At 48.0% G+C, this 16,439-nt stretch carries 14 protein-coding genes; 8 read left to right on the top strand and 6 right to left on the bottom strand.

From position 1 onward, the window contains the following. Positions 1-47: 47 nt before the first annotated feature. Positions 48-545: a hypothetical protein gene (locus C7B65_RS25555; RefSeq protein ID WP_073075199.1), complete on the bottom strand. Its 498-nt coding sequence runs from the start codon at positions 543-545 to the stop codon at positions 48-50. A gap of 513 nt (positions 546-1,058) precedes the next feature. Between C7B65_RS25555 and C7B65_RS25550 the strand changes: the two genes are divergently transcribed. The 3 genes from C7B65_RS25550 to C7B65_RS25540 all read left to right on the top strand — a co-directional run bounded on the left by C7B65_RS25550 (position 1,059) and on the right by C7B65_RS25540 (position 3,559). Next, positions 1,059-1,793 carry a helix-turn-helix transcriptional regulator gene (locus tag C7B65_RS25550; RefSeq protein ID WP_083583264.1) on the top strand — a complete coding sequence of 245 codons (735 nt, stop codon included), beginning with the start codon at positions 1,059-1,061 and terminating at the stop codon, positions 1,791-1,793. A 129-nt stretch (positions 1,794-1,922) separates the two neighbouring features. Further along, positions 1,923-2,903, top strand: coding sequence for a 7,8-didemethyl-8-hydroxy-5-deazariboflavin synthase subunit CofG (cofG, locus tag C7B65_RS25545; protein ID WP_073075201.1), 981 nt, complete (start codon positions 1,923-1,925; stop codon positions 2,901-2,903). 23 nt (positions 2,904-2,926) lie between these two features. Continuing rightward, positions 2,927-3,559: an adenylate/guanylate cyclase domain-containing protein gene (locus C7B65_RS25540; RefSeq protein ID WP_073075202.1), complete on the top strand. Its 633-nt coding sequence runs from the start codon at positions 2,927-2,929 to the stop codon at positions 3,557-3,559. Between the two features lie 5 nt (positions 3,560-3,564). Here the strand turns inward: C7B65_RS25540 and C7B65_RS25535 are convergent, their stop codons facing one another. The 4 genes from C7B65_RS25535 to tig all read right to left on the bottom strand — a co-directional run bounded on the left by C7B65_RS25535 (position 3,565) and on the right by tig (position 8,177). Further along, on the bottom strand, positions 3,565-4,455 hold the full coding sequence (locus C7B65_RS25535; RefSeq protein WP_073075203.1) for an alpha/beta fold hydrolase: 891 nt from the start codon (positions 4,453-4,455) through the stop codon (positions 3,565-3,567). Positions 4,456-4,526: 71 nt separating this feature from the next. Continuing rightward, positions 4,527-5,876: an ATP-dependent protease ATP-binding subunit ClpX gene (clpX, locus tag C7B65_RS25530; protein ID WP_073075204.1), complete on the bottom strand. Its 1,350-nt coding sequence runs from the start codon at positions 5,874-5,876 to the stop codon at positions 4,527-4,529. A gap of 9 nt (positions 5,877-5,885) precedes the next feature. Further along, on the bottom strand, positions 5,886-6,515 hold the full coding sequence (clpP, locus tag C7B65_RS25525; RefSeq protein ID WP_244913295.1) for an ATP-dependent Clp endopeptidase proteolytic subunit ClpP: 630 nt from the start codon (positions 6,513-6,515) through the stop codon (positions 5,886-5,888). A 216-nt stretch (positions 6,516-6,731) separates the two neighbouring features. Beyond that, positions 6,732-8,177: a trigger factor gene (tig, locus tag C7B65_RS25520; protein WP_073075205.1), complete on the bottom strand. Its 1,446-nt coding sequence runs from the start codon at positions 8,175-8,177 to the stop codon at positions 6,732-6,734. A 435-nt stretch (positions 8,178-8,612) separates the two neighbouring features. Between tig and C7B65_RS25515 the strand changes: the two genes are divergently transcribed. The 3 genes from C7B65_RS25515 (at position 8,613) to C7B65_RS25505 (ending at position 12,666) form a co-directional block, all read left to right on the top strand. Then, positions 8,613-9,653 (top strand): aspartate-semialdehyde dehydrogenase, encoded by a 1,041-nt coding sequence (locus C7B65_RS25515; protein ID WP_073075206.1) that lies wholly within the window; start codon positions 8,613-8,615, stop codon positions 9,651-9,653. Positions 9,654-9,707: 54 nt separating this feature from the next. Beyond that, on the top strand, positions 9,708-10,592 hold the full coding sequence (dapA, locus tag C7B65_RS25510; protein WP_317615850.1) for a 4-hydroxy-tetrahydrodipicolinate synthase: 885 nt from the start codon (positions 9,708-9,710) through the stop codon (positions 10,590-10,592). A gap of 310 nt (positions 10,593-10,902) precedes the next feature. After that, positions 10,903-12,666 carry a ribonuclease J gene (locus C7B65_RS25505; RefSeq protein WP_073075208.1) on the top strand — a complete coding sequence of 588 codons (1,764 nt, stop codon included), beginning with the start codon at positions 10,903-10,905 and terminating at the stop codon, positions 12,664-12,666. A gap of 62 nt (positions 12,667-12,728) precedes the next feature. Here C7B65_RS25505 and C7B65_RS25500 read toward each other — a convergent pair whose 3' ends face one another. Then, a complete protein-coding gene (locus C7B65_RS25500) occupies positions 12,729-13,076 on the bottom strand; it encodes a hypothetical protein (protein ID WP_073075209.1) in 348 nt (115 codons plus the stop codon). 324 nt (positions 13,077-13,400) lie between these two features. Here C7B65_RS25500 and argZ point away from each other — a divergent pair, with 324 nt between their 5' ends. After that, positions 13,401-15,509: a bifunctional arginine dihydrolase/ornithine cyclodeaminase gene (gene argZ, locus C7B65_RS25495; protein WP_073075210.1), complete on the top strand. Its 2,109-nt coding sequence runs from the start codon at positions 13,401-13,403 to the stop codon at positions 15,507-15,509. Positions 15,510-15,956: 447 nt separating this feature from the next. After that, entirely contained in the window at positions 15,957-16,394 is a 438-nt protein-coding gene (locus tag C7B65_RS25490; RefSeq protein ID WP_143162125.1) for a hypothetical protein, read from the top strand. Positions 16,395-16,439: the final 45 nt, after the last annotated feature.

Raw genomic sequence — 16,439 nt, 5'->3', positions numbered from 1 at the left:
ATACCATCTTTCACGGTTGTCATCAGGGGTCACGACCCACTCAGCCTTCATCTTACAACTGATTTAGGATTGCTATAGCTGCGGGCATAGAGATAAGCAACGGGAATTGCATCTGTGCGGGGATTGAAATCGTCCATAAACAATTCCACTGGCTCTTCAATTTTGAGCAGGGTCAGTTCAGGCAGAGACCGCACTTCTAAACACAGCGTCTGACCATCATATTGTTTTTCTAATAGCCCTAAGGCGGCCAAACGATCGATCATCATCCCGGCTGCTCGATCGCTGCCCCGTTCTTGATCTCCATAAAATAATTCTGCCGCCTCTCGGTGAGTGCAGGCGATTGAGCCTTCAGGAGGCTCTAGACTACTTAACGGCTGAGGGATAATTCCTTCTAGCTCTTCTTGCTGTTTAAGAAGTAAGTAAGCCCAAAGTCTGACAAAACACTCTGCTCGACGACGAGTCAACCCGCCCCGTTTTTGAAGCATGGAAGCATAGAGCTTTTGACGATCGAGCGGGAATAATTTATCTAGGAAACTGGGGTTCATGGGGGCAGAACCATTCTATGAGAATGAGAATAAATTTAGAAAAAGACCCGATCGGGTGAAGCGTTTATGAGACAGTCGGCCGATAATTCGATACATAACCTATCAGATGGGCTTTCCGTAAGCAAGTAGGCTTTAAGAAATTGCTTCAATAGTGGTTCTAGTAGAATTGCCTAGGGGACTGTGAATGGGTATTTCTGATCAACCCCTATCAGTCTATGTTGAAATTATTCAACACTCATCGGTATTAAGCCGCCAATTTAGCAGTCATCGTCTGACTCTAGACTTGCGTGCTCTTAACCCCATCGTTAATCTCGCGTCTGTGACTGTTGTTCTAGAGTCATGTTATTCCCTAAAGGTGGAAAATCTCGGAAACTTCATACTACTTCAGGTTACTTCACCCTCTTTCAGGTTGCTTGGATCTACGCCACTATCTTAGACAGCATTACAGGCTACTCATTGCAGGTTCAGAGTCACAGGTAGCAAGATAGCTCCAGTGCTTGAGGATTTTGCCCCATGACCGCCCCTATATTTGTAGCGCCTCCACAAATTCAGTTGCCAGTTTGCTCCCGGTCAAATTTTCGATTGTCTAAGCGTGACTTAGAGAATACAGCCTCTCTTGTGCGCTCTTCCAAACGCCCAACGCCCATTGAGTCAAAACCTCTAGAAGAGAATACTCCTTTAGAAAGCTTTGACTCAGAAGCGCTTTGGGGTCGTTTGGTTGAGTCAATGCCGGGGGGAGTGATCGTTGTTGCCCAAACCCTTCGACCCGTCTACACAAGCTCAAAAGCGACGCGTCTTTGTCAGCAGCTAAGTTCAGAAGAGGGTCATAATGCCAGTCTTCTGGATGTGGTGACTGAGGTCTGTCATCGGCTACTCAAAACAGAATCAGAGCATAGATTTCTCGTTGCAGAATATCAGGGACATCGAGGACGCAGCGTTCGCTTGCGGGCGAGTTGGTTGTCTACTAATGCACACAGTTCTAACGTGGGCAGTGATCAGCCATACATTCTCGTTCTGTTAGAGGATTGTGATGAAGCGCTGAAAGAAAATCTGTGGATCGATCGTCAAAAATATGACTTGACCGATCGAGAAGCCGAAATCTGGATGCTGTTGCGGCAGGAATACACTTATCAAGAAATTGCGGACATTTTGCAGATTAGTCTTAACACTGTGAAGACTCATGTGAAAAACGTTTATGCCAAGCGCAGGAGTGTAGTCGGGCAAGGAAGAATTTGGTACTCCAAATAAGTCAGTTGCCCAGCTTGAGTTAAACCATTACCCAAAATGCATGTTAGAGATCAAGGAAGACTCTAGACTTGAGACGGCTATGATCTCAAGTCTAGAGTTTCGGCTTTTAAACCGTCGATGGCAAGGTCAATGGAATTTCTTTCGCAGGTCGTAACTTATAGCCCCGCCTATACGCTAGTTCCAACCTATGAATGCTTTAATCGCTGTACTTACTGCAACTTCCGATCCGATCCGGGCACGAGTCCCTGGTTAACACTGGTTGATGCAGAAAAAGTTTTGAACCGTCTGAAAAATCAGGGAATTATTGAAATTCTTGTCCTGAGTGGAGAAGTTCACCCTCAAAGCGCGCGACGAACAGATTGGGTGCAGCACATTTACAACCTTTGTGAACTGGCGCTTGCAATGGGATTTTTGCCCCACACCAATGCAGGGCCTCTCAGCTTCGCAGAAATGACGAAGTTGAAGGAAGTCAATGTATCAATGGGGTTGATGCTAGAGCAACTCACGCCAGAACTTCTAAAAACCGTTCATCGACATGCACCCAGTAAATTGCCGGAGCTGCGATCGCAGCAGTTAGCCTATGCAGGAGCGCTACAGATCCCGTTTACGACCGGGTTGTTATTGGGGATTGGAGAAACAGAGCGCGATCGCTGGGAGAGTCTAGAGGCGATCGCTCACATTCAAGAACGCTGGGGAAATATTCAAGAAGTTATTTTGCAACCCTACAGCCCTGGACAACAGGAATCTTGGGCGGGGTCTGCATTTCAGCCAAAGGATTTGCTAGAGATGATTAAAGTAGCACGTCAAGTTTTGCCAGAGACGATCGCCCTGCAAATTCCTCCTAATCTCCTGCAACCAGAGATGTTGATGGCTTGTTTAAAGGCAGGAGCCAATGATTTAGGCGGAATCAGCCCTCACGATGAAGTTAATCCGGATTATCCACATCCGCAGGTGCATCAGTTAACAGCCAGGCTCAAACAGGCAGGGTGGGAAGTGGTTCCCCGGTTGCCCGTTTACCCGCAATATGATGGATGGCTGCCGTCTCAATTGCAGAAAGTTGTGAGTGAGTGGCGATCGCGACTGCAATCTAGCAAACACAAGGAACCCTGAGAGTAGCTCATTTTGAAACCTGTATGATTTCAGGAAAAAATACCCGGACAGAGTTTGAGTGTTTACTACAAGCTCGCAATGATCACCCAGACCAGAGTGCAGAGATTGATCAGCAAATTCAGGAGATATTTAGCCACACTTGCGCGATTTTTGTCCTTGATATGTCTGGCTTTTCACAGCTCACGCTTCGCCACGGAATTTTGCATTTCTTAGGAATGATTCGCCGCATGAGGGTGATTAGTGAGCCGATCGTTCTGCAATTTGAGGGTAGAGTGATCAAGCAGGAGGCAGATAACTTATTTGCGATGTTTCCCGATGTGATGTCGGCGATCGCAGCGTCTTTCTCGATCTTAAAAGACTTGGCAGCAGTCAACACTGGTTTACCAGATGAGCAAGATATTTATGTGGGCATCGGCATTGGGTATGGTGAAGTGCTAGTCGTTGGAGATGACGACCTCTATGGGAGCGAAATGAACTTGGCTTGTAAACTCGGCGAGGACTTAGCCCGACGCAGCGAGATTCTGCTCACCCAGTCAGCTTTTCAAGAAGTACAGCACCATCCCGGAGTTTGGGAGCCACTCGATTTATCAATCTCTGGAATAGCCTTGGTAGCACACAGAGTGCGATCGCTCCTCGGAGTTTCGCAAATCGCTTAGAGTGATCAAACTTGGGCAGAGCTAGTCACTGCTAAGAACTCTCGCACCTTCTGAAGATAAGTTGGCGCATCTTCTAGCATCGGAAAATGCGCCGTATTCGGAATCAAAAAATATTCAATCTTGTCATTCAGTTCGGCTGCATAGCGACCCAATTCTGGCGGAATGATGATGTCATATTCTCCAGAAACCAATAGAGTCGGCACCTTTAGTTGAGCAAACTCATCAGGCATCACTTCAGCCGCCTTTTTGCTGACGCAGGTAAAGATCGTTCCTAATGCTGCATCGTAGTCTGCCATTAGAAAGTCATCTAGAAACGCACGACTAATTTCACCAGAAAGGGGACGGTGTAGAAACCGCTGCATAAACAGTCGATCCATAAACGGCAGTTTATAGAGCCAGCGAGGACGATATTTGACAACATAGCCCCCAAATTTGTAGAACGCATTGAAGGATTTTTCGTCATATTCAAAAATGCCGCTACAGGTGAGGATGGCTCTCTCGACCCGATCGCCGTGCAAATTCAAAAAAAATGTTCCCACCGAAGCGCCCATCGAGTGAGCATTGAGATAAATTTGCCCTAGCCCCAGTGCGTCTAATAAACTCGCCAAGTCTTCTGCATAGCTTTCGAGTTCATAGCTGAGTTCTTCTTTCGTGTCTGGAGGTTGAGCGAGAATCGGTGTTTCTTGGTCGTTTGTCCGTGAGCGACCAAACCCGCGCATATCGTAGAGTAAGCAATCAAAGGTGTCAGAAAGCGCTCTAGCTGTGCTTTCCCAATAGCGTGAAGATCCACCCCATCCGTGAATAAAAACCATGACGGGTTTTCCGGTGGGCTGAGGCTGCCCAGATGTCACCCATTCGTAATAGTGCCTAAATCGATTAACCGTTGCGTATGCCATCTTAGAACTTTGAATTTTAAGGATTGAGTTTTAAGTTCAGGATTTGTTGACTCAAAACTCAAGACTTAATTTTAAGCCGATTCAGGCTTCGGAAGCGATGAAGGGTGTACTAAAAGCTCGGCAGTAGAGCGTTTTTCGACCATCTCACGAGTGATTGAGCATCGAGTCACATCCTTTCGAGAAGGTAGCTCATACATCACATCTAGCATCAATTCTTCTACGATACTCCGAAGCGCTCTGGCTCCAGTCTTACGGCGATAGGCTTCTTGAGCGATCGCCCTCACAGCATCTTGCTTAAAGTCAAGCTGCACGTTGTCCATCTTCAGCAGCTTTTGAAATTGCTTCACCAGGGCATTGCGAGGCTCAGTCAGAATTTCAGCCAATGCGTCTTCATCCAGCGGGTCAACAACTGCCATGACTGGAATCCGCCCGATGAATTCTGGAATCATGCCAAACTTCACAAGGTCATCGGGTTCAAGATGTTTGAGAATGTCGGCAGTGCGCTTGTCTTTAGAGGGCTGATTATCTCCGCCTTGGACAAAGCCCATTGATCGCTTGCCGATTCGTTGCTCAATCGACTTATCTAATCCAACAAACGCCCCACCGCAGATGAACAGAATATTGCCCGTATCGATTTGAATGCAATCTTGGTAAGGGTGTTTGCGTCCGCCTTGAGGGGGAACGTTTGCAACTGTGCCCTCTAGCATCTTTAGGAGAGCTTGTTGAACCCCTTCGCCAGAAACATCGCGAGTGATGGAAGGATTTTCACTTTTGCGAGCAATTTTGTCGATCTCATCGATATAGATGATGCCACGTTGTGCTTCTTCAACATCTAAATCAGCAACTTGCAGCAGGCGGAGCAAAATGTTTTCTACGTCCTCACCGACGTAGCCTGCCTCAGTCAGCGTCGTTGCATCGGCAACAGCAAAGGGCACATCCAAAATTTCTGCCAGGGTTTGCGCCAAAAGCGTCTTACCACAACCCGTCGGGCCGATCAGCAGAATATTAGATTTTTGTAGCTCAACCGAGTCATCAGGAGCCGCTTTGCCGCCGCTACCATTTTTAGTTTGAATGAAGCTAAGACGCTTGTAATGGTTGTAAACGGCGACCGAAAGGACTTTTTTTGCTTCGTCTTGACCGATTACCTGCTCGTCGAGATATTTTTTGATCTCTCGCGGCTTAGGAATCTGGCTCAAAGAAATATTGGATGATCGCGCTCGGCGCTTTTCGGGCGCTTGCTCTTTGCGAGGCACAGGCTGAGGAACTGCACTAGAGTCGAACAACTCCTCATCTAAAATTTCGTTGCACAAGTCTACGCATTCATCGCAGATGTAAACGCCTGGTCCTGCAATCAGCTTGCGTACTTGCTCCTGGGACTTGCCACAAAAAGAACATTTTAGATGGGAGTCGTATTTGGACATACCTTCCTCTTAAACTATTGCGGCGACAGGTACTTCCACTTTAGGAAGATTCTGCCGAGTGATTACTTGGTCAATCAAACCGTAGTCTTTTGCTTCTTGAGCCGACATGAAGAAATCGCGCTCAGTGTCGGCTTCAATCCTTTCAAAAGGCTGCCCAGTGTGTTCAGCCAATAGCTCATTGAGCTTGCGCTTATGATAAAGGATTTCTTTCGCCTGGATCTCAATATCCACCGCTTGACCTTGAGCACCGCCCAAGGGTTGGTGAATCATGATTCGGGAGCTAGGAAGCGACATTCGTTTGCCTTTTGTGCCTCCAGAGAGGAGAAATGCCCCCATGCTGGCAGCCAGACCAAAACAAATGGTCACGACATCGCAACGAACTTGCTGCATCGTATCGTAAATTGCCATCCCTGCGGTGACAGAGCCACCCGGAGAGTTGATGTAAATTTGAATGTCTTTTTCAGAATCTTCAGCTTCTAGGAAAAGCATCTGAGCGACCAGCGAGTCTGCTACGGCATCATCGACTTGAGTTCCAAGAAACACGATGCGCTCACGCAGGAGGCGAGAGTAAATGTCAAACGCTCGATCGCCGCGACCAGACTGCTCAACCACCATCGGCACGACGCTGGTCGGAGTCATAGACAGCACTTCCAAGGGAGCTTGATTAGTAATGGAAAGGTTGTAAGACTTAGATTGAAGCATAGAGTCAAAGCGTTGCTTGAAGGCACTTTTGATCAAATTAACTGACGAGATTTTCGCTCTGGTCATGCACACATTATGCCTTAACTCACCTGAGACTGGGGTCGATCCTCTAAAAAGACTTCCCTGACTTAGAAGCTCAGTCTTAGGGGAATCCTATTCGGCTTCGATCGTAGATGCCTCGACCTCGATCGCGTCATCTGCATCTAGCTCGATCGCGTCATCTGCATCTAGCTCGATCGCGTCGTCTTCGAGAACTTCCTCCTCTTTTTTCAGCGTCCCTTCAGGCACTAGATCGATCGTGTTGTGTTCCTCTAGCCAAGCGAGAATCTTTTCTTTGAGTAGGTCTTCAGCAACGGCACTGCGGAGCCGATCGGCATCGACCTCTCGCCCTTCTAGATCTGCCATAACTTCACGAACTTTAGCGTTAACTTCAGACTCGCTGGTGGTGAGCGACTCACGCTTGGCAACTTCGCCTAGCGCTAAGGTGCGTTTGATGCGATCGATCGCGTCAGGGCGAGAACGCTCTTTCAACATCGGCAGCGTTTCTTGATTGAGCAAGCGCTTGATATCAATGCCCTGGTTTTGAAGCTGCATTGCCGTCTGCGTGATCATAAATTCGACTTCCCGCTCAACGAGCGTTTCAGGAAGCTCGACTTCAACTTGAGTGATCAATTCATCTAGAATCGCTTGCTCTTTGTTGGATTTGGTTTTTTGCTCTGCTTCTTCGGCGAATCGCTTTTCTAGAGACTCGCGTAGTTCAGCGATCGTGGGGTAGTCGCCGCCACTCGCATCTTGAGCAAAGTCGTCATCCAGTTCGGGCAGTTCTTTTTCTTTTAATTCTTTAAGGGTCATGGTGAAGGTGGCAGGGCGACCCGCTAACTCTTCTTGAGGGTAATCGTCTGGGAAGGTGACTGACACTTCTTTGGTGTCTCCAGGATTCATCTCGACGATGCCATCAATAAAGCCAGGAATGAATTTTCCGTCATCTAGCTCGATCTGGAAGTCTTGAGCCTGACCGCCTGGAACGTCTTGCTCTTCGGCATCTTCACCTGCGGGAGTAAAACGCCCATGATAATCAACCACTGCCGTATCGCCCTTCTGTGCGGCTCTGCCTTCGACCGGAACGAGAGTCGCCATCTGAGTTTGATAATTTCCCAAGACAGTATCAACTTTGCCCTCTTCAGGCTTGACTTCTTCTGCCTGGACGCTTAAACCTGTGTATTGTTTGAGATCGACCTCTGGCTGAATATCGACCGCTGCCGAGAAAGTGAGTGAGTTTCCTGGCTCAAATTGAGTCACCAACTCCTCAAACGAAGAGCGCAGTTGAAAGTTGCCGATCGCTTCGATTTTTTCCTGCTCTAGCGCTGCTTTGAGTGCCTTATCTACAAGGTCTTCAACCGCCGCCGCTTTGATGCGAGTCGGGCCAAATCGCTGAATCAGCACTTGACGAGGCACTTTTCCCTTCCGAAACCCAGGAATATTGGTTGAGCGGGTGAAATCTTGTAGCACCCGCTCATAAGCCTGTTTAGACATCTCTGGTGTGATTTCAATTTCCAGACCAACCTGGCTGGCGGGAAGTTTTTCCTGGGTAACTTTCATTAGCGTATGAGTTGCAAACGATATGGGGTTTGGTGAGCGGGGCGAAACTCTAGGCATCGTTGACATCACCGCAGTTAGCAATACTAACCGATTCTCGACCTGCTTGACTCAATTCTGTGATTGAATCTTAAGAATCTGCCTAAGATAAATTGTGCGATCGAGCACTCTTGAGATAGGGTTAGAACGCCTACTTTATAAGACTAATGATTTCTCGTCATTACTTTAAGCAAATTTACGTTAACCTTTTGCAGAATTTTCTGAAAGCACGATAACCTCTAAGTTGAATCTGGAGCTTGCAGCAGAGTTGCCAAGAGTTTAAAAAGACAGTTTCACTGTAATTTTAATTTCTATATATTAAGAAATCGCTTTCACACAAAAACTTCTAAAACCTCCGAGGTTTGAATTCAGAAAATTAGCATTTGGAGGAAATAAACTTTGGGTCAATTCTATCGGGTCGCAATCTTAGGAGCGACGGGCGCTGTCGGCACAGAATTACTAGAACTGTTAGAAAGTCGCCACTTTCCATTGGCTGACCTGAAACTGCTGGCATCTGCACGATCGGCAGGCACAACCCTAAAGTTTCGGGGAGAAAAGCTAACGGTTGAAGCGGTTAATGCCCAATCCTTTGATGGGGTTGACATCGTGTTAGCGTCAGCAGGCGGTTCGATTTCTAAAGCTTGGGCGAAGACTGCGATCGCCGCAGGAGCCGTGATGATCGACAACTCAAGCGCCTTTCGCATGGACTCTAAAGTGCCGCTGATCGTGCCAGAGGTCAACCCGCAAGAAGCTGCAAACCATCAGGGTTTGATCGCCAACCCAAATTGCACCACGATTTTGATGTCAGTGGCAGTTTACCCACTCCATCGAGTTCAGCCGATCAAGCGGATTGTTGCCTCAACCTATCAGTCTGCTAGTGGGGCTGGGGCACGAGCGATGGAAGAAGTCAAAACTCAGTCTCAGGCAATTCTCAACGGGCAAACGCCCAAACCAGAAATATTTCCTTACCCGCTTGCATTTAATCTATTCCCGCATAACTCCCCGCTGAATGAGCAAGGCTATTGCGAGGAAGAGATGAAAATGGTCAACGAAACTCGAAAGATCTTGGGAGCCAGTGACCTGAGAATCACGGCAACCTGTGTACGGGTTCCCGTCCTGCGCGCTCACTCAGAATCGATTAACCTAGAGTTTGAAAGCCCATTTGATGTGGCGAAAGCAAGAGAAATTCTGAGCAAAGCGCCGGGTGTAAAGCTAGTCGATGACTGGCAGGCAAACTATTTCCCGATGCCGATCGACGCAAGCGGTAAAGATGACATACTGGTTGGTCGAATTCGTCAGGATATTTCAAACCCGAACGGGCTAGAGTTATGGCTGTGCGGTGATCAGATTCGTAAAGGAGCCGCTTTAAACGCCATTCAGATTGCAGAGCTATTAGTTGAGAAGAATCTATTAAAGCCTCAGATTGCAGCGATTGTTTAAAGTCTTGTAGACGGACACAGGACGAAAAATATCAAGGAGTAACAGTAGAGTGTGGTGAATTTTGGACGTGTTTTAACCGCGATGATTACGCCATTTAATCTAGATGGCACGGTTAACTATGAAGTGACAGAGAAACTAGCCGCCCATCTAGCTGACAATGGCACTGACACCCTTGTAGTTTGTGGCACTACTGGCGAATCACCAACCCTGAGTTGGGAGGAAGAATTTGAGTTATTCAGGGTCGTAAAAAGCGCCGTGAGTGGGAATGCCAAAGTCATGGCAGGAACGGGGTCAAATTCGACGACGGAGGCGATCGCAGCCACCCAAAAAGCTGCTAAGATGGGCCTAGACGGAAGTTTGCAAGTGGTTCCTTACTACAATAAGCCTCCTCAGTCAGGGCTTTATCGCCACTTTGAAGCGATCGCGCAAGCTGCTTTTGATCTGCCAATCATGCTTTACAATGTGCCTGGGCGCACAAGTCAAAATCTTTTACCTGAAACGGTTGCAAAGCTTGCTGAAATCTCAAATATTGTGGCAGTGAAGGAAGCAAGTGGCAATCTTGACCAGGCTAGCCAAATTAGACAGTTGACACCGACTGATTTTGCAATCTACTCTGGAGATGACTCGTTAACGCTGCCCATGCTAGCGATCGGAGGCAGCGGAGTTGTCAGTGTCGCGAGCCACTTAGTGGGTGTTCAACTTCAGCAAATGATTCGAGCGTTTGAAAGTGGTCAGGTGCAAGCGGCGACTCAGATTCATCTCAAGCTCTTTTCGTTATTCAAAGCTTTGTTTATCACGACCAATCCGATTCCTGTTAAAGAAGCCCTAAAGCTACAAGGGTGGAACGTTGGCTCTTTCCGTCTTCCTCTCTGCGATCCAGATGAAGAAGTTCGCGCTATGCTAAAGACCGTGATGGCAGAGCTTAATCTTCTCGAATAGCTCCCAAAAGTTTTCCGACAACTGAATAGCCTACTGGCGGTGCTGAAACTGAGGCTCTAATGTCTCTTCGGTTATTCCGTGTTCAAACCTGATCGTCACTTTGACTGCATTGCTCGATCGATAAACCTACAATTCACTCTGCAAAGCTTTGAGTTGTATGCCGATCAGCGCCTCCTAGCTCTTTATTTCTAGAAACGACCTCCTATGTACTGAATCACTTTTTCCTATTAAATCTCTGCCTTGTAATTTGCAAAACCTAACGTTCAATCCATTGAAAACTAATCTTCCGAAACCTACTACAAAGATCCAAATGACCCAAAACAATTCTTCTGAAGCGCTCAAAATTATTCCCCTCGGTGGGCTGCACGAAATTGGTAAAAATACCTGCGTGTTTGAGTATGGAGATGAAATTATCCTGCTAGATGCAGGTCTAGCCTTCCCGACTGATGGCATGCACGGCGTTAATATTGTGTTGCCCGACATGACCTATCTGCGCGAAAATCGCCACAAAATCAAGGGCATGATCGTCACTCACGGGCACGAAGACCACATTGGCGGCATTCCTTTTCACCTGAAGCAGTTTGACATTCCGGTGATCTACGGCCCCCGGTTGGCGATGGCACTTTTAGAGGGCAAGCTAGAAGAAGCTGGCGTAGCTGACCGAACCGAAATTCGCACTGTTCGCCCTCGCGATATTGTCAGAATCGGTTCCTATTTCTTCGTCGAATTTATTCGCAACACTCACTCGATCGCTGACAGCTTCACCGTAGCGATTCACACACCTGTAGGCATAGTCATCCATACAGGCGACTTCAAGTTTGACCACACTCCCGTCGATGGCGAATTCTTTGACTTCCAAAAGTTAGCAGAATATGGCGAGAAAGGGGTTCACTGTCTCATCAGCGACTCCACTAATTCAGAAGTTCCCGGATTTACGCCTTCTGAACGAGCAGTGTTTCCCAATCTCGATCGCATTTTTAGTCAAGCTCAAGGACGCTTACTCGTCACCACATTTGCTTCGTCAGTTCACCGGATCAATATGATTTTGGAACTCGCGAAGAAGCACAATCGAGTGGTGTCGGTGATTGGTCGATCAATGCTGAACGTGATTGCCCACGCTCGTAACTTGGGCTACATCAAGTGCGAAGACGACCTACTTCAACCGTTGCACATGACCCACAAGCTGCCAGACAGCAGTGTGCTGATCTTGACGACCGGATCGCAAGGCGAGCCAATGTCTGCCATGACCCGGATTGCCAACGGAGAACATCGCCAAGTTAAAGCCAGACAGGGCGACACGATCGTCTTCTCGGCAAACCCAATTCCGGGCAACACGATCGCAGTGGTTAACACGATCGATAAACTGATGATGCAAGGTGCCAAAGTCGTCTATGGCAAAGATCAAGGCATTCACGTCTCAGGTCACGGCTGTCAAGAAGACCAAAAGCTGATGATTGGGTTGACTCGCCCCAGATTCTTCTTGCCCGTTCACGGCGAGCATCGGATGCTAGTCAAACACTCTCAAACCGCTCAAAGCACGGGCATTCCGGCTGAGAATATGGTGATCATCGATAACGGAGACGTAATCGAGCTGGGCAAAGACTCGATTCGTAAGGCGGGTAAGGTGCCAGCCGGAATCGAGCTTGTAGACACGTCTCGCTCTGGAATGGTTAACGACAAAGTGCTGAAAGAGCGGCAGCAGTTGGCAGGAGACGGCATTGTGACGATCGCCGCCACGATTGACGGAGAAGGTCACTTATTCTCGAAGCCAGAAGTTCACTTGCGAGGCGTGGTGTCTGCAATTGAGCGTCCGGTCTTGCAAAGCAAAGCTGAAGAAGCGATCGCAGCGGTGTTGCGCGATCGCTGGAAAGACTTTACCCGCGAGTTAGAAGGTCAAATCGAAACAGATTGGGCAGGCTTGCAGGTGCAAATCGAGCGTGAGTTACATCGGTTGCTGAAACGAGAGTTGCAGAGCAATCCGCTCTTGGTGTTCTTGATGCAGAACCCGGAGCCTGCGGAAGTAAAATCGACGACTCCGACTCGGCAGCGATCGGCGGTAAAAGTTGCGTCATAGTGACCCAATAAACTAAAAGAAGCCCTAGCCATCCGGTTAGGGCTTTTCTGTCAGGAGAATTTTTAGTTCTTGCCAGTCACCCTGTCAATTAACCCTTTAGCGCCCTCAACTACAGGGTTCTCACTGGGGTTTTCTTTCTTGAAGGTTTCTAAATCCTTTTCATACTCTTTCTCTAAACCGTTTGATTTCTTGACCTCATCAACTGCTTCCTCGTAAGCGGCTTCACGGTTGGTTGCCGTTTGAGGTTCGTCTAAAATAAAAGGCTGCTCTTTTACGGGTTGCTTTAAAGGGTCTGCGTAGCTAGGCTGCTCGACCACGAAAAATCCAGATGTATAGATGAGGCTGACCAACCCCATTAGCACCACACTCTTATAGAATGCTTGTCTCAGCGTCAAAAAGACCTGTCTCATAAGAAATTCCTCTCTACGAATGTTCGTCACTCACGGTTTGAACGCAATGTGAACCTGTCCAGTAACTTAAACTCAAATCAAAATTAATCCCTCTATCAGAGGAACGATTTAGAGATTGTCATGAATTATTGATAGTTGAAAGATACGATCGTCCCCTTTTCATCTCTAGAATATTCAGAGGCAGCACTCAATTATTTGTTGGTGCTGCCTTGATCTAGCCATAGGAATGCCCTTTCGTAGCTTCAGCTACAACGATTACTGTCAATTTCTCATTCACTAGGCTGATTGGTCGCGTCTAATTCCCCTCACAACCCAGATTTTTCTATGACTTCCTCGCTTCGGTTTCTCATGTGTGCCCCTGATCACTATGACGTAGATTATGTGATCAATCCTTGGATGGAGGGCAACATCCACAAGTCGTCGCGCGATCGGGCGGTTGAGCAATGGCAAAAGCTTCATAACGTAATTCAACAGCACGCGGCGGTCAACCTGGTCAAGCCTCAAAAGGGCATTCCAGATATGGTGTTCACCGCAAATGCAGGCTTAGTCTTAGGCAAGACGGTCGTTTTGAGCCGCTTTTTTCACAAAGAACGGCAGGGAGAAGAACCCTTCTTTAAAGAATGGTTTGAGGCGAATGACTACACCGTTCATGAGTTGCCAAAAGACCTGCCGTTTGAAGGCGCGGGAGATGCCTTGCTCGATCGAGAAGGACGGTGGCTCTGGGCAGGTTATGGCTTTCGATCAGAGTTAGATTCGCACCCTTATTTGGCAAAGTGGCTGGATATTGAAGTTCTGTCGCTGCGGCTGATGGACGAGCGGTTTTATCATCTAGATACCTGCTTTTGTCCGCTTAGTAATGGCTATTTGCTCTACTATCCGCCTGCGTTTGATGCCTACTCAAATCGGTTAATTGAGATGCGTGTCCCCGAAGCCAAGCGAATTGCGATCGCTGAACCCGATGCAGTCACCTTTGCCTGTAATGCGGTCAACATTGAGGAAATTGTCATTCTCAATCAGGCGAGTGATGATCTCAAGCAAAGGCTGTCTAATGAAGGGTTCCGCGTGATTGAGACTCCATTAACAGAGTTTTTGAAAGCGGGTGGCGCGTCTAAATGTTTGACGCTAAGGGTCACTGAGCCAGTGCGAGTAGAGCTGCATGCGAGTGCGGCGATCGAGAGTCGCGTCATGTGTTTAGAAGGGCATCTACTCGATTCGGGTTTGATCAACCAGGCGTTAGATGTGGTAGTCGAAGCAGGTGGCAGCTTCCAGGTTCTCAACTTTAATTTGGGAGAGCAACGGCAAAGCACGTCATCAGCAGAAGTGAAGGTGACGGCTCCTTCTCACGCGATCATGGAAACGATCATGAGCCAGTGGATCGACCTCGGAGCGTTGCCACCGCCCCAAGAGATTTGTGACTGTGATCTAGAAACCGTAATTCAGAGAGGCGTTGCGCCCGACGATTTCTACGTGACCACGATCTACCCAACTGAGGTGCGAGTGAAGGGGCAGTGGGTGAAAGTGCAGAAACAGCGTATGGATGCGGCGATCGTGGTTTCAAGCGATGAAAGTGCGCCTGTCTGTAAGCTGCTGCGAGATGTGGAGACGGACGATCGAGTCGTCGTCGGCGTAGACGGCATTCGCACCGTTCGCAAAACTGAATCGCGAGAACAGCGCAACACCCAAGAATTTAGCTTTATGGGGGCAGGCGTTTCGAGTGAGCGGCGAGTTGAGTTGGTCGTCGAACAAATTGCGTGGGAACTGCGAAAGATTCGGGATCACGGAGGCAAGGTTGTGGTGACCGCAGGCCCTGTCGTGATTCACACAGGGGGAGGCGAACATCTGGCGCACCTAGTTCGGGAAGGGTATGTGCAGGCCCTACTCGGCGGAAACGCGATCGCGGTTCACGACATGGAGCAGTCTTTGATGGGCACTTCGCTGGGCATGGATATGAAGCGAGGCGTTTCAGTTCGAGGGGGGCATCGCCATCATCTCAAAGTGATTAACCTGGTTCGTCGATATGGCAGCATTGCAGAGACTGTAAAAAGCGGCATTCTGACGAGTGGTGTTCTCTACGAATGTGTGAAGCACCAGGTGCCATTCTCACTGGCTGGCTCGATTCGCGATGATGGGCCGCTACCAGATACGCAAATGGATTTAGTCAAAGCCCAAGAGGACTACAGCCGCTTAATCGAAGGGGCCGACATGATCTTGATGTTGTCATCAATGCTGCACTCGATCGGAGTGGGCAATATGACTCCATCGGGGGTAAAGATGGTGTGTGTCGATATTAACCCAGCAGTTGTGACTAAGTTGAGCGATCGCGGCTCGGTTGAGTCAGTAGGTGTTGTTACCGATGTGGGCTTGTTCCTCAGTTTGTTGGTGCAGCAGTTGGATAAGTTGACGCATCCCTACCCAGTTACTCTGACGGTGTAAGTCAGTCGGGGTCAGTTTTCGAGTTTCGGTCTGACCCCAACATATAAACGAGAATCTTGTTGAATCTACTGGACTACTGCCCACCGCAAAACAGCATAAGCTACTCCATTAGTGCATTGGATTGAAGTGGTACAGATAGAGTTGTAGGGGGAACAATACTCGTAGAGCATTCCTTGTCGCCGCTAAGATCATCTAGATCTGATAGTTTTATCTTGAGTAAATTATATTTATTGAGCCGTTCGCTCCGCTAAGTGTATACCGCATTAGTTAATACAAATCTTTGCGCTCAATACGCATATTTCGGGTAGACAAAGGTCTGAAGATTATCTGATAAAGGACACAACGGTCTATTTCTTATACTTCTCTTAAGGTCAGGTGGTACTTATGCCTATCTCAAGCTTGTCCGTTGATTCAAACTGCTCGGACGGTTTACCCCTTGCTCCAGACTTGTCAGTTACATTCGCAAAGAAATATTTACAACAGGTGAAGGGCAATGCAACCTCAGCCAATACTGTTGCCCTTTGCTTTCCAGAACGCCGTCGCACTGAGATGAGAGAGAAACTTTTGTCGTCTCTGCGATCGGTCAGCGCCAAATCATGGGTTAAGACAGAAAACTTTCTAAGCGAAGAGCTTTTATATCACGGAATTGATGCCAATTTAATCGATCCTTGGCAAATTTCAGGGGGTATTCATCAAGTTTATAAATACGCCATCGAAGCTTATATTGACCAGAAGCCACCCTACAATCTTGTCAACAAGGTTAGCCCAATCCTTGGAGAGACGCGGAAGCAGGTTACAGCGATCGACTCCCGTGCGATCGGTTTTGTCGCCATGCAATACCACTACACCGGGGTAAGTAGGAGGGTGAAGTTAAATATAAGATAGGAAGACCCTCTAATTAACCCCTCCTTATGCCTGCTCCCCTCCGGA

It is taken from the genome of Phormidesmis priestleyi ULC007, assembly GCF_003003695.1.
GTDB lineage: Bacteria > Cyanobacteriota > Cyanobacteriia > Leptolyngbyales > Leptolyngbyaceae > Phormidesmis_A > Phormidesmis_A priestleyi_A.
Note: the sequence above shows the minus strand (reverse complement) of the source record. Positions and strands in the feature narration are given on the sequence as shown.

Excerpts from the sequence above, each read along its gene's own strand:
- argZ (WP_073075210.1), top strand. The coding sequence starts at position 13,401 with ATGACTTCCTCGCTTCGGTTTCTCATGTGTGCCCCTGATCACTATGAC.
- cofG (WP_073075201.1), top strand. The coding sequence starts at position 1,923 with ATGGAATTTCTTTCGCAGGTCGTAACTTATAGCCCCGCCTATACGCTA.
- C7B65_RS25555 (WP_073075199.1), bottom strand. The coding sequence starts at position 545 with ATGAACCCCAGTTTCCTAGATAAATTATTCCCGCTCGATCGTCAAAAG.
- clpP (WP_244913295.1), bottom strand. The coding sequence starts at position 6,515 with ATGACTCCGACCAGCGTCGTGCCGATGGTGGTTGAGCAGTCTGGTCGC.
- C7B65_RS25535 (WP_073075203.1), bottom strand. The coding sequence starts at position 4,455 with ATGGCATACGCAACGGTTAATCGATTTAGGCACTATTACGAATGGGTG.
- C7B65_RS25550 (WP_083583264.1), top strand. The coding sequence starts at position 1,059 with ATGACCGCCCCTATATTTGTAGCGCCTCCACAAATTCAGTTGCCAGTT.
- tig (WP_073075205.1), bottom strand. The coding sequence starts at position 8,177 with ATGAAAGTTACCCAGGAAAAACTTCCCGCCAGCCAGGTTGGTCTGGAA.
- C7B65_RS25540 (WP_073075202.1), top strand. The coding sequence starts at position 2,927 with ATGATTTCAGGAAAAAATACCCGGACAGAGTTTGAGTGTTTACTACAA.
- C7B65_RS25500 (WP_073075209.1), bottom strand. The coding sequence starts at position 13,076 with ATGAGACAGGTCTTTTTGACGCTGAGACAAGCATTCTATAAGAGTGTG.
- clpX (WP_073075204.1), bottom strand. The coding sequence starts at position 5,876 with ATGTCCAAATACGACTCCCATCTAAAATGTTCTTTTTGTGGCAAGTCC.
- C7B65_RS25505 (WP_073075208.1), top strand. The coding sequence starts at position 10,903 with ATGACCCAAAACAATTCTTCTGAAGCGCTCAAAATTATTCCCCTCGGT.